This window comes from Rhodopseudomonas palustris, assembly GCF_013415845.1.
GTDB lineage: Bacteria > Pseudomonadota > Alphaproteobacteria > Rhizobiales > Xanthobacteraceae > Rhodopseudomonas > Rhodopseudomonas palustris_F.
Map to the genome: position 1 here is coordinate 1,098,390 of NZ_CP058907.1, position 12,013 is coordinate 1,110,402.

General features: G+C 64.7%; 13 protein-coding genes. 10 read left to right on the top strand and 3 right to left on the bottom strand.

Translation table 11 applies throughout. The features are described from left to right. The first annotated feature begins 259 nt into the window (after positions 1–259). Positions 260–913 carry a 2-hydroxychromene-2-carboxylate isomerase gene (locus HZF03_RS05110; protein WP_119019323.1) on the top strand — a complete coding sequence of 218 codons (654 nt, stop codon included), beginning with the start codon at positions 260–262 and terminating at the stop codon, positions 911–913. 131 nt (positions 914–1,044) lie between these two features. Further along, positions 1,045–1,809 carry a sulfite exporter TauE/SafE family protein gene (locus HZF03_RS05115; RefSeq protein ID WP_119019296.1) on the top strand — a complete coding sequence of 255 codons (765 nt, stop codon included), beginning with the start codon at positions 1,045–1,047 and terminating at the stop codon, positions 1,807–1,809. Between the two features lie 25 nt (positions 1,810–1,834). On the opposite strand, the gene ccoG is transcribed toward HZF03_RS05115, so the two are convergent. Together ccoG and HZF03_RS05125 are read right to left on the bottom strand one after the other, a co-directional pair. Beyond that, positions 1,835–3,277 (bottom strand): cytochrome c oxidase accessory protein CcoG, encoded by a 1,443-nt coding sequence (gene ccoG, locus HZF03_RS05120; RefSeq protein WP_119019297.1) that lies wholly within the window; start codon positions 3,275–3,277, stop codon positions 1,835–1,837. Between the two features lie 118 nt (positions 3,278–3,395). Beyond that, positions 3,396–3,674 (bottom strand): hypothetical protein, encoded by a 279-nt coding sequence (locus HZF03_RS05125; protein ID WP_420853846.1) that lies wholly within the window; start codon positions 3,672–3,674, stop codon positions 3,396–3,398. 226 nt (positions 3,675–3,900) lie between these two features. On the opposite strand from HZF03_RS05125, the gene HZF03_RS05130 reads away from it, so the two are divergent. From HZF03_RS05130 to HZF03_RS05140, 3 genes are all read left to right on the top strand, one after another. Next, positions 3,901–4,491, top strand: coding sequence for a PadR family transcriptional regulator (locus tag HZF03_RS05130; RefSeq protein WP_119019298.1), 591 nt, complete (start codon positions 3,901–3,903; stop codon positions 4,489–4,491). Positions 4,492–4,579: 88 nt separating this feature from the next. Continuing rightward, complete coding sequence (gene petA / locus HZF03_RS05135) at positions 4,580–5,113, top strand: ubiquinol-cytochrome c reductase iron-sulfur subunit (protein WP_119019299.1); 534 nt, start codon at positions 4,580–4,582, stop codon at positions 5,111–5,113. A gap of 249 nt (positions 5,114–5,362) precedes the next feature. Then, positions 5,363–5,755 carry a NifB/NifX family molybdenum-iron cluster-binding protein gene (locus HZF03_RS05140; RefSeq protein ID WP_119019300.1) on the top strand — a complete coding sequence of 131 codons (393 nt, stop codon included), beginning with the start codon at positions 5,363–5,365 and terminating at the stop codon, positions 5,753–5,755. Between the two features lie 179 nt (positions 5,756–5,934). On the opposite strand, the gene HZF03_RS05145 is transcribed toward HZF03_RS05140, so the two are convergent. Continuing rightward, the gene (locus HZF03_RS05145; protein ID WP_119019301.1) at positions 5,935–6,138 is read right to left on the bottom strand and encodes a YgaP family membrane protein; all 204 of its coding nucleotides are present in this window, start codon (positions 6,136–6,138) and stop codon (positions 5,935–5,937) included. Positions 6,139–6,218: 80 nt separating this feature from the next. Here HZF03_RS05145 and HZF03_RS05150 point away from each other — a divergent pair, with 80 nt between their 5' ends. The 5 genes from HZF03_RS05150 to HZF03_RS05170 all read left to right on the top strand — a co-directional run bounded on the left by HZF03_RS05150 (position 6,219) and on the right by HZF03_RS05170 (position 12,013). Further along, positions 6,219–6,560, top strand: coding sequence for an ArsR/SmtB family transcription factor (locus tag HZF03_RS05150; protein ID WP_119019302.1), 342 nt, complete (start codon positions 6,219–6,221; stop codon positions 6,558–6,560). A gap of 1 nt (position 6,561) precedes the next feature. Next, entirely contained in the window at positions 6,562–7,557 is a 996-nt protein-coding gene (locus HZF03_RS05155) for an efflux RND transporter periplasmic adaptor subunit (RefSeq protein WP_119019303.1), read from the top strand. Further along, positions 7,554–10,778, top strand: coding sequence for an efflux RND transporter permease subunit (locus tag HZF03_RS05160; RefSeq protein WP_119019304.1), 3,225 nt, complete (start codon positions 7,554–7,556; stop codon positions 10,776–10,778). The genes HZF03_RS05155 and HZF03_RS05160 overlap by 4 nt, the downstream gene beginning before the upstream one ends. Before the next feature lie 61 nt (positions 10,779–10,839). Next, positions 10,840–11,493, top strand: a complete 654-nt coding sequence (locus tag HZF03_RS05165; RefSeq protein WP_012494760.1) for a DsbA family protein — start codon at positions 10,840–10,842, stop codon at positions 11,491–11,493. Between the two features lie 208 nt (positions 11,494–11,701). Then, complete coding sequence (locus HZF03_RS05170) at positions 11,702–12,013, top strand: hypothetical protein (protein ID WP_119019305.1); 312 nt, start codon at positions 11,702–11,704, stop codon at positions 12,011–12,013.

A 12,013-nucleotide genomic window follows, 5' to 3' on the forward strand; every position in this document is an offset into this window, starting at 1 on the left:
CCTCGGTCTCCTCCGGTCTCGTCGTTTGTCGCGACGGCGGTATCTCAGCCGATGCAGAAACGGATTGCAATCGCAGGTCTCCGCCTTACGATTAGTTCATCAATGACAGACGCCGCCGAAGCGGCGCACCAATCAGGGAGATCTTCATGAGACTAATCGGTGGCGCGGCGAGGCCGTCCAAGCCCGCGCGGCGGAAATTGGCTCTGCAAATTGTACATTGCGGGACGCCCGTGGCGACGGTCTGGACGAAGGTTGGCCGATGAGTCTCAGCGTCGATCTGTTCTGGTCGTTTCGTAGCCCTTACAGCTATCTGTCATTGCCCAAGGCGGTGAAGCTGGTCGAGCAATACGATTTCGTCATCAACGCGCGGCCGGTGTATCCGCTCGCGGTGCGCGACCCGACGTTCTTCAAGCGCACCGATCCGAGGTTCGCGCGCTACGTCGTGCTCGACAGTTTTCGCGTGGCGCAGAAGGAGGGGATTCCGTTCCGCTTCCCGCGGCCCGATCCGATCGTGCAGAACATGCAGACGCTCGAAGTCGCTGCCGAGCAACCCTACATCACCCGCCTGACGCGGCTCGGCGCTGCTGCCCAGCTCGCTGGCCATGGTCTGGCGTTCATCCGCGAAGTCAGTTCCGTGCTGTATGGCGGCGCGGTCGACAATTGGCACGAAGGCGATCATCTGGCCAAAGCCGCCGAGCGGGCCGGGCTCGATCTGGCGCAACTCGAGGCGGAGATCGCGGCCGATGCCGACCGATACGACGAGACCATCCGCAGCAACGAGCGCGATCACGCCGCATCGGGCCACTGGGGCGTGCCGACCTTCGTGTTCAAGGGCGAACCGTTCTTCGGCCAGGACCGGCTCGATCTGCTACTGTGGCGCCTGCAGCAGCATGGGCTGAAGGAGCGGGACTGATCCGTCAGTCCGGGGCGCGAGCGTTCGCGAGGCGATAGGCGCCGGGGCGGGTTTGCCGCGGCCGATATTCCTCTGTACAGCGGAAGCGCCGCCGGTCGCGCGGCGACCCTCCATCCATTCGAGTCCGTTCGTTGTCGATCATCCTCGATCCCTGGTTCTACGCCGTCGCCATCCCCGCGGTGTTCCTGCTCGGCCTCGCCAAAGGCGGCTTTTCCGGCGTCGGCATCGCCGCGACGCCGCTGCTGGCGCTGTATCTGCCGCCGCTCGAAGCCGCCGGGCTGCTGCTGCCGGTGCTGATCACGCAGGATCTGATCTCGCTATACGTGTACCGGCATCATTGGGATGCACGCAGTCTGAAGGTGATGCTGCCGGGGGCGCTAGTCGGAATGGCGATCGCGTGGTGGACGGCCTCGATCGTGTCCGACGATGCGGTGCGGTTGATCGTGGGCGGCGTCGGGCTGGTGTTCGTGCTCAACGTCTGGCTGCGGCCGCATGCTTCCGCGGTGAAGCTGTCGGATGCCGCCGGCGTGTTCTGGGGCGCGGTGTCGGGCTTCACGTCGTTCATGACGCAAGGCGGCGGCCCGCCGTATCAGGTCTATATGCTGCCGCAGCTCCTGCCCAAGCTGGTGCTGGTCGGCACCACGACGATTTTCTTTGCCATCATCAATGCGCTGAAGATCGGTCCGTATTTTCTGCTGGGGCAATTCACCCCGGCCAATCTCGGAACGTCGCTGGCGCTGTTGCCGCTTGCCGCGGCGGCCAACATGGCGGGGATCTGGCTGGTGAAGCGGACGCCGACCGGGCTGTTCTACCGGATCGCCTACGCGCTGCTGTTCGTGGTGTCAGTGGCGCTATTGTATCAGGGACTGTCTCACCTGGTGCGCGGGGCGACGTAACCGATCGTCGCCCCGCCACCGTTGCTTAGTTCGAGGTCGGCGGCACGAAGTGGTCGACCGCAGTCGCCATCTCGCCGGTCTGCGGATCCTTGACCTCGAAGGTGATGTTCATCGACTTGCTCGGCACCTGCTCGCTCGGCACCATCACCGACAGCCGCAGTTCGCGGGTCTGATCCTGGCCGACTTCGACATCGAGCCGGTCCTTGGCGTCCGGATCGACGCCGACCGCCTGCAGCCGGGCACCCGGCACGCCGCTGACCGACACCTGCATCACGCGGCCCGTCGGGCGTTTGTTGAGCAGCCGCACGGTGTAGTCGTTGCGCACGCCGCCGTTGGACAACGTCACGAACAGCGGGTTGCGCTCGTGCAGCACATTGATGTCGAGCGAGCCGCGCGTTGCCAGCGCATACACCATCACCGCGCCGACCAGCACGATCAGCCCGGAATACAGCAACGTGCGGGCGCGGATCGGACGATACACCGAAGGTTTGCCGGCGAGCCGGCGCTGGATGTTGATGTCGGTATCGTAGGCGATCAGGTCCGGCGGACGGCCGACCTGCTGCATCACCGTATTGCAGGCGTCGATGCACAGGCCGCACTGCACGCAGCCGAGCTGCAGACCCTGGCGGATGTCGACGCCAGTCGGGCAGACGTTGACGCATTGGTGGCAGTCGATGCAGTCGCCGGCGGTCTCGCCATGGGCGCGCACCACTTCGGCCTTCTTCACCGACATCCGCGGTTCGCCGCGGTCGTACTTATAGGTGACGTTGAGCGCCCATTCGTCGGTCAGCGCCGCCTGGATGCGCGGCCACGGGCACATATAGATGCACACCTGCTCGCGCATGAAGCCGGCGAGAGTGTAGGTGGTGAAGGTGAGGATGCCGATCCAGACATAGGCGACCATCGGCGCCTGGAAGGTGACCAGCTCCTTCACCAGCGTCGGGGCGTCGGCGAAGTACAGCACCCAGGCGCCGCCGGTCCACCACGCGATCATCAGCCAAATGAAGTGCTTGAGGGCGAGCTCGCCGACGCGGCGTACGGTCAGCCCGTGCTTGTCCTTGGTGATGCGATCGCGGCGGTCGCCCTCGATCAGCCGTTCGACTGCGTAGAACAGGTCAGTCCACACGGTCTGCGGGCACAGATAGCCGCACCACACGCGGCCGGCGAGTGCGTTCATCAGGAACAGCACCAGCGCGGCGATGATCAACAGGCCGGTGAAGTAATACACTTCCTGCGGCCACAGCTCGATGAAGAAGAAATAGAACCGCCGCGCCGGCAGATCGATCAGCACCGCCTGATCGGGCAGGCCGGGGCCGCGGTTCCAACGTAGGAACGGCGTGAAGTAGTAGATCGACAGCGTGATCGCCAGCAGCGCCCATTTGATCCTGCGGAAGCGGCCGTGCACCGCCTGCGGATAGACTTTCTTGCGGGGCGCATAGAGCGGCCCCTCGATGTTGGTTTCGGTCATAAGAAGGGCTTTCGCTGGAGCTTCGCCCCGGAGAGGGGGCGGCCGTCTCCGGGCGAAATCATGCGGGATCAGTCACGCAGGATCGAGACGCTCTCGTGAGCGTCTCGATGGGGATCGTTCAGCGCATTGACGGGCGCGCGATCTTGCGCGCGACCAGGAACGAGACCGGCATCGCGATCACGAAGCCGCAGCCGACCGCGATCGGAATCCAATGCATCGCCTGCTCGGACAGGCTCGGAACCGCCAATACTGCAATAATCATCATGCCCGCGAGCGTCGCGCCGCCGATAATCCAAAGCAACATGGCAACCTTGATCATGATCTTCTCCTGTTGTTCTGCCGGGGCCGTCAGCCTCGCTCCCGAGCCGAGCGCAGGGTGCGCGATGGCGGGGCTCAAATGTCGGGGAAACATTTGAATATGTTCGGACGATATATTTTGGTCCCGTTCTAAGTTTGATCTGGATCAAACGATCTGTATCGGAAAACCACAGGCCGTGGAACAGGATAAGTAACAAGGCACCATTCTGTCGCACCTGGCCGAAATGTCGCTGCGCTCTCAAAAGATATATCTTTACTTCGCCCCGAGGCGTCCCTAGGTAAGATATATCTTTCAGGAGGTCGTCATGGACGGCGTCGACAACAGCCCGCGACGATGCGGGTTTGGGATGCCCGGGTGCCGGTGGGGCCGCCGGGGCATGGGCGGCCGCGGGATGGGCGGCGGCGAGATGATGCGCGCCGGCCGGATGCTGGCGCAAGGCGACCTCAAGCTGATCGCGCTGGCGCTGATCGCCGAGCAACCGCGCCACGGCTACGACATTATCAAGATGATCGAGGAGAAGACCGCCGGCTTCTACGCCCCGAGTCCGGGCGTGGTGTATCCGACGCTCACCTTCCTTGAAGAGACCGGCCACGTCATCGCCCAGCCGGAAGGCACCAAGAAGCTCTACGTCGCGACCGACGAGGGCCGAGGCCACCTGGCCGCCAATCGCGCGTTGGCCGATGCGGTGTTCGACCGCCTCGCCGCGTTCGGCGAGATGATGCGGCAACAGAACGTCGACAGCGGCACCGAGGGCAACGATTTGCCGCCGCTGCTGCGGGCAGCGCTCGACAACCTTCGGGAAGTCGCGATCCGCCAGATAGTCAAAGACCCGGACAACGAAGCAGAGCTTGTTGCGATCCTCGCTCGCGCCGCCGGCGAGCTTCGCAAAACGTAGGTGCGGCGCGATCCGCATCATTGGACCACGCATTCGACCGCGGGCCGGCACGGCAATCCGGCCAGCGGACAACCTTCAGGAGACGACGATGACCGCTATTACGTCTGAACAACCGAGCCGCCGTGACGTGTTGTACTTGGCGACCGGGGCCCTGGCTGCGGTCGGCACCGCCGCGATGGCGTGGCCGTTCGTATCCCAGCTCAATCCCGACGCCGGCACGGTTGCGGCCGGCTTCCCGCTCGAAGTCGACCTGGCGCCGATCTCGGAAGGGCAGGTCGTGAAGGTGTTCTGGCGCGGCCAACCGATCTTCATCAGCCACCGCACGCCGAAGGAAATCCAGTCAGCGCAGTCCGCCGATTGGCAAAGCTTCCGTGATCCGGAGCCGGACTCGGCCCGCGTCAAGCCCGGCAAGGAGCAGTGGCTGGTGGTGTCGGCGATCTGCACCCACCTCGGCTGCGTGCCGACCGAGCATCAGGGCAACTACGACGGCTGGTTCTGCCAGTGCCACGGCTCGCAGTACGACTCCGCCGGCCGTATCCGGCTCGGGCCGGCGCCGCGCAACCTGCCGCTGGTGCCCTACAAGTTCGCCACTGACACGCAGATCATTATCGGCGAGACCTGAGCGCGGCGCAGCCACAATCGAATTTGTCATGCGCGGCCTCGACCCGCCTGCGCGGCCGTAGCCGCTTCGGCGTGGCGAAGGCCCGCGCATCGATCGCGCGCGTCAGCGCGCCCCGAACGCTTGCGCGAAGATGACGGATTGCCGGGTCATGCCCGGCAATGGCGATCCATCGGTCGTTGCTGCGCGCCCGGCCGTGTTGAAGCCGCGGGCGCGGCTCTTTCTTCACTCACAGTTTCCGAAAGCCCAATCATGCTGATCGCAGTCGCCAGCCAGAATTTCCGCACCGTGACCGGCCACGCCGGCAAGACCCGTCGCTTCCTGGTGTTCGATGCGGCGCCGTGCCGTCCGCCCCAGGAGGTCGATCGACTCGACCTCCCCAAGGAGATGTCGATCCACGAATTCAAGGAAGACGGGGCGCATCCGCTCGACAAGGTCAGCGTGGTGATCGCCGGCAGCGCCGGGCCCGGCTTCCTCGCCCGCATGGCAGCGCGCGGCGTGATCGCCATCACCACATCCGAGACCGATCCGGTCACCGCGATCAAGAACTATCTGGCCGGGTCGCTGGCGCCCGCAGCCCCTCACGATGACGACGACGAGGAAGAAGAAGGCGGCTGCAATTGCAATTGCGGCCGGGCGGCCTGAGCGCGCCGCGTCGCTTCGAGGTGCCGCATCGCTTCCAGCCGCTGCGGTGCCAAACGCAACAGCGTCATGCGCGGGCTTGACCCGCGCATCCATCGCTCTTCATTGAAAATTTTGTCGCCAGAAGATGGATTGCCGGGTCGAGCCCGGCAATGACGTCTGTTGTTGGTGTCCTGTCGCCCTTACGAAAACGCATTGCCGGCCGGACGGCCGAGCTTCTTGAACACGATCGCCGCCGGGCAGAAGCCGGTGAACGATGCCTGGATCATATTGACCCCGGCGAATGCCGTCAGCAACAGCCAATACGGGCTGACCAGCCAGCCGAGCGTGAGGCTCACCAGCACGACGGCGCCGGCGAAGGCGAGCACGGTTTGATCGAGATTCATCGCAGTCCTCCTCCTGTGTGATGGCCCGGCCGCCCGGGTTCGGGTTGACTATATATTCGAATAATCGTATATACGCAAATATGAAAATAACAGACGATCCGATGGTGGTTGCCGCCGACCAAGCCAGCGAGCTTCTGAAAGCGCTGTCGAACCGGCATCGGCTGCTGATCATCTGTCAGTTGGTGGACGGCGAGCGCTCGGTCGGAGAACTCGCCGACGCGCTGGATCTGCGCGACTCGACGGTGTCGCAGCATCTCGCGCTGCTGCGCCGCGACGGGTTGGTATCGGCGCGGCGCGATGCGCAGTCGATCTTCTATTCGATCGCCAGCGAACCGGCGCGCGAAGTGTTGACGACGCTGTACCGGGTGTTCTGTCCGGGGCAGGCGACCGGAAAGACCAGCCGCAAACCTGCAGGGGCGTGACATGCGAATGCGATGGACGATGAGCGGCGCGGTCGCCGCATGGCTGCTCGGAGCAGTGGCGGCGCATGCCGCGGCGACGCTGACGGTGGCGGAGACCAGGATCTCCGACGAGAAAGCGGTGTTCGCCACCGTCGAGAGCATCAGCGTGGTGCCGGCGCGCGCGCGGATCGGCGGCACGGTGGTGGCGCTGAAGGTGCGTGAAGGCGACAGCGTCACCCGCGGCCAGGAGATTGCAGCCATCGGCGACGACAAGCTGACGCTGCAGATGAACTCGCTCGACGCCCAGATCCAGGCGCTGCAGGCACAGGCGACCCAGGCGCAGATCGACTACGATCGCATCTCGGGGTTGGTCGAGCGCGGCACGCTGCCACGCACCAAGCTGGACGAAGCCCGTACCGCGCTCAACGTCGCCGAGAACAACCTGCGCGCCAAGACTGCGGAACGGTCGGTGGTGCAGCAGCAGTTCAAGGAAGGCCAGGTGCTGTCGCCGGACGACGGACGCGTGCTGAAGAAGATGATCACCGTCGGTTCGGTGGTGCTGCAGGGTGATCCGATCGTCACCGTCGCACAGCAGCACTACAAGCTGCGGCTCCGGGTGCCGGAGCGGCACGCGCGCTCTCTCAAGAAGGGTGACAAGATCCGCGTCGACGGCAGCGAGTTCGGCGACAACGCAGCCAAGTTCGGCACCATCGATCTGGTGTATCCGCAGATCGAGGACGGCCGAGTCGTCGCCGACGCCACTGTCGAAGGACTGCCGCAATACTTCGTCGGCGACCGGCTGCGGGTGTGGATCTCCGGCGGTGAGCGCGAGGCCTTCGTGATTCCGGCGAAGTTCGTCTCCACCGAATTCGGCATCGACTACGTCCATATCGGCGAGCCCGGCAAGACCATGGCAGTGCCGGTGCAGCGCGGCCGCGAACATCCGACCGAAGTCATGCCCGACGGACTCGAGATTCTCTCGGGTCTGCGCAATGGTGACAAGTTGGTGCAGCCGTGAATCTTGGAATTTCGGGACGCCTGACCAAGGCGACCATTCAATCGCCGCTGACTCCGCTGTTCCTGCTGGCCTCGCTGATTGCCGGGCTGATTGCGCTCGCCGCGATCCCGCGTGAGGAGGAGCCGCAGATCAGCGTGCCGATGGTCGACATCCGCATCAACGCCGACGGCCTGCGCGCGCCGGACGCGGTGGAGCTGGTGACCAAGCCGCTGGAAGCGATCGTCAAGGGCATCGACGGCGTCGAGCACGTTTATAGCCAGACCGAAGACGACCGCGTGATGGTGACGGCGCGCTTTCTGGTCGGGACCAAGGCCGAGGATGCGATCCTGCGGGTTCACGAGAAGATTCGCGCCAACATCGGTAGCATCCCGGTCGGCATCCCCGAGCCGCTGATCGTCGGCCGCGGTATCAATGACGTTGCCGTCACCGTGCTGACGTTGTCGCCGAAGCCGGAAGCTGCCGCGCGTTGGACCGACAAGGATCTCTATGAGCTCGCCGACAAGCTGCGTTCCGAGCTGATGAAGGTCGACAGCATCGGCCTGACCTACATCTCCGGCGGCGGCGCGCAGCAGATCCGGGTCGAGCCCGATCCGGAAAAGCTGTCGCTGTACGGCGTCACGTTGCAACAGCTCGTCGCCAAGGTGAAGGACGCCAACCGTTCGTTCCTGGCAGGCAGCGTCCGCGACGCCGGCACGATGCGCAGCGTCTCGGCCGGGCAGACCCTGATGGGCATTCCCGACATCGGCCTGCTGCTGGTCGCGACCCGCGACAATCGTCCGGTCTACGTCAAGGACGTCGCGCAGGTGATCATCGGGCCGAACATGGCCGAGCATCGGGTGTGGAACGATGCCCGCGACTCCGCCGGCAAATGGGACCGTGTGCCGGCGGTGACACTTGCGCTCGCCAAGCGCGCTGGCGCCAATGCGGTGGTCGTGTCGCACGACATCAAGGCGCGGCTGGCGACGCTGCAGGGCTCTCTGATCCCGAAGGATGTCGCCGTCACCATCACCCGCGACTACGGCGAAACCGCCAACGAGAAGGCCAACGAACTGTTGTTCCATCTCGGCCTTGCGACGATCTCGATCGTGGTGCTGATCGCGATCGCGATCGGCTGGCGCGAGGCGATCGTCACCGCGGTGGTGATCCCGACCACGATCCTGCTGACGCTCTTCGCGGCGAATTTGATGGGCTACACCATCAACCGCGTCAGCCTGTTCGCGCTGATTTTCTCGATCGGCATCCTGGTCGACGACGCTATCGTGGTCGTTGAAAACATCGCCCGGCACTGGGGGATGAAGGACGGACGGCCCCGGCTGCAGGCCACCATCGAGGCGGTCGCCGAGGTCGGCAATCCGACCGTGATCGCGACCCTGACTGTGGTCGCAGCGCTGCTGCCGATGCTGTTCGTGTCCGGGCTGATGGGGCCGTATATGGCGCCGATCCCGGCCAACGCCTCTGCCGCGATGCTGTTCTCGTTCTTTGTCGCCATGATGGTTGCGCCGTGGCTGATGCTGAAACTGGCGCCGAAGCAGGGTGTCGCCGGGGCCGGGCATGGCCACCACGACGAAGGCCGGCTCGGCCGGCTGTATCGCCGCTTCGCCTCGCCGATCGTCGCTAGCAAGCGCGCGTCCTGGATCTTCCTGCTCGGCGTCGGCATCGCCACGCTGCTATCGATGGCGCTGTTCTACACCAAGTCGGTGACGGTGAAGCTGCTGCCGTTCGACAACAAGAGCGAGATCGCCGTGGTGCTCGATCTGCCCGAGGGCGCCACGCTCGAAGACACCGAGCGCACGCTGTTCGCGGCGGCCGACATCGCCCGCGGGCTGCCCGAAATCACCTCGGTGCAGACCTTCGCCGGCACGCCTGCGCCGTTCAACTTCAACGGCCTGGTGCGACACTATTACTTGCGCGAGCGGCCCGAACTCGGCGAGCTGCAGGTGAACTTGAAGGAGCGCGGCGAGCGCAGCCGCGCCAGCCATGACATCGCGCTCGACCTGCGCAAGCGATTGCAGGCGCTGAAGCTGCCGGAAGGCACCAGCCTCAAGGTGGTCGAGGTGCCGCCTGGTCCGCCGGTGCTGTCGACGCTGCTGGCGGAAATCTACGGCCCCGACGCCGCGACGCGCCGTGCGGTTACCGCCGAGGTCGAGAAAATCTTCAAGCAGGTGCCGTTCATCGTCGACGTCGACAATTCGATCGGTGAGCCGCGGCCGCGGCTCAGGCTGTCGATCGACCAGGACCGGCTAGAGTTCTTCGGCGTCGAACAGAAGGACGTCTATGACACCGTCCAGGCGCTGTTCGGCGGCACCTCGATCGGCTACTCGCATCGCGGCGAGGGCCGCAATCCGATCGCCATCACGGTCGGGCTGCCGAAGCGCGATCTCGAATGGAACGAGGCGCTGGCCTCGACGCCGGTGCCGGCCAATTCTCTGCCCGGCGCCAAGACGGTGGTCGAACTCGGCCAACTGGTGAAGGCCACCAAGGAAGTCGGCTCGCCGATGATCTTCCGCCGCGATGGCCGGTTCGCCGACATGGTGATGGCCGAGCTCGCGGGGAAATTCGAAGCGCCTTTGTACGGCATGCTCGACGTCGACAAGCTGATCGAATCCCACGACTGGGGCAAACTGCCGAAGCCGGCGATCAGCCTGCACGGCCAGCCGTCCGACGAGTCGAAACCGACCGTGCTGTGGGACGGCGAGTGGGAGATCACCTGGGTGACGTTCCGCGACATGGGCGCCGCGTTCGGCGCCGCAATCCTCGGCATCTATGTGCTGGTGGTGGCGCAGTTCAAAAGCTTCAAGCTGCCGCTGGTGATCCTGACGCCGATCCCGCTGACGCTGATCGGCATCCTGATCGGCCATTGGTTGCTCGGGGCGCCGTTCACCGCCACCTCGATGATCGGCTTCATCGCGCTCGCCGGCATCATCGTGCGCAACTCGATCCTGCTGGTCGATTTCATCCGCCATTCCGGCGGCGTGGGGAAGACGTTGCGCGAAGTCGTGCTGGAAGCCGGTGCAGTGCGGTTCAAGCCGATCCTGCTCACGGCTCTGGCCGCGATGATCGGTGCGGCAACGATCCTGCTCGACCCGATCTTCCAGGGCCTGGCGATCTCGCTGCTGTTCGGCCTCGCGTCGTCGACGCTGCTCACGGTACTGGTCATTCCGGCGATCTATATCGTGTTGCGCGACAAACCGCCGATTCCGCCGCCGGCCACGGCAAAGTGATGGCACTGCCGTTCGATCCGAGGCACAACAGGGCCAACCCAAGTCCTGGAGATTGGAACCGATGATGATCACCCGACGGTCGGCCGTGACGGCGGCGCTTGCACTGGCTCCGACGCTGGTGGCCGCCAAGGCCTGGGCGGCGCCGACCGCGCCGGATGCCGAGGATGTGCTGTCGACCGATGCGGTGTTGTACGACGCGGAGATTCCGGTTGCGGGCAATCCCAAGGGCGACATCACCATCGTCGAGTGGTCCGACTATCGCTGCCCGTACTGCAAAAAGGTGGCGCCGGACCTGACGCAGGTGGTGAAGGAGGACGGCAACATTCGCCTGGTGCTGAAGGACTGGCCGATCTTCGGCGGAGTATCGGTCGATGCGGCGAAGATGGTGCTGGCTTCGAAATACCAGGGCAAGTTTCTGCAGGCGCACGAGGCGCTGATCGGTTCGACCTCGAAGCTGACCGAGACGACGCTGAACGAGACGCTCAAGGCCGGCGGGATCGATGTCGACCGCGCCACCAAGGATCTCGACGCCAACCGCGCCACGATCGAAGCGATCCTCAAGCGTAACGACACTCAGGCGAAGGCATTCGGCTTCCAGGGGACGCCGTCGTTCATCGTCGGCCGCTTCCGCGTGCCCGGCGTGCTCGACGTCGCGCTGTTCAAGCAGGCGATCAAGGACGCCCGCGAGGCCGCGAAGAAGACCGACAAGAAGTAATAGCTTCGGACACTGACCTTTCCTCGTCATTGCGAGCGAAGCGAAGCAATCCAGTTCCGAGCATGGAGCCCTCTGGATTGCTTCGCTCGTAATGACGGAGAGCCGGCGGGGCCCGCTTTCAATTTCGCCTGTTGCTTGATCTGAGTCATCTTCACAACCGTCGCGGTCGCGCTAAGCTGCGGCGTCGCATCGCAGCGGGATGACGGTTATGCTCTGCATCCGCTTGGCGGCGTGTGCTGCCGTGATGATCAATCTGTCCGGATTGGTGCTGAGCGCGACTCCCGCGGCCGCGGCGCCGTGGCGCGCCGACGAAGGCAATACGCGTGGCTGGATGCTGATGTCGCCGCCGGAGCGGATCGAGCATCAGGGACGGGTGCGCGGCTTCACTGATTACAACGCCTGCGAAGCCTATCGGGCCGAGCATCACGCGCTGATGGTGCAGCGGGCGCGCGAGCGCGGGCTCGACCTGCCGCACGGTGGACGCGACTTCTGCGATCATCTGAAATCCGGGCGGGATTGA

Coding starts and splice junctions, on each gene's coding strand:
- HZF03_RS05140 (WP_119019300.1), top strand. CDS start 5,363: ATGCTGATCGCAGTCGCCAGCCAGAATTTCCGCACCGTGACCGGCCAC.
- petA (WP_119019299.1), top strand. CDS start 4,580: ATGACCGCTATTACGTCTGAACAACCGAGCCGCCGTGACGTGTTGTAC.
- HZF03_RS05165 (WP_012494760.1), top strand. CDS start 10,840: ATGATGATCACCCGACGGTCGGCCGTGACGGCGGCGCTTGCACTGGCT.
- HZF03_RS05130 (WP_119019298.1), top strand. CDS start 3,901: ATGGACGGCGTCGACAACAGCCCGCGACGATGCGGGTTTGGGATGCCC.
- HZF03_RS05155 (WP_119019303.1), top strand. CDS start 6,562: ATGCGAATGCGATGGACGATGAGCGGCGCGGTCGCCGCATGGCTGCTC.
- HZF03_RS05110 (WP_119019323.1), top strand. CDS start 260: ATGAGTCTCAGCGTCGATCTGTTCTGGTCGTTTCGTAGCCCTTACAGC.
- ccoG (WP_119019297.1), bottom strand. CDS start 3,277: ATGACCGAAACCAACATCGAGGGGCCGCTCTATGCGCCCCGCAAGAAA.
- HZF03_RS05145 (WP_119019301.1), bottom strand. CDS start 6,138: ATGAATCTCGATCAAACCGTGCTCGCCTTCGCCGGCGCCGTCGTGCTG.
- HZF03_RS05150 (WP_119019302.1), top strand. CDS start 6,219: ATGAAAATAACAGACGATCCGATGGTGGTTGCCGCCGACCAAGCCAGC.
- HZF03_RS05170 (WP_119019305.1), top strand. CDS start 11,702: ATGCTCTGCATCCGCTTGGCGGCGTGTGCTGCCGTGATGATCAATCTG.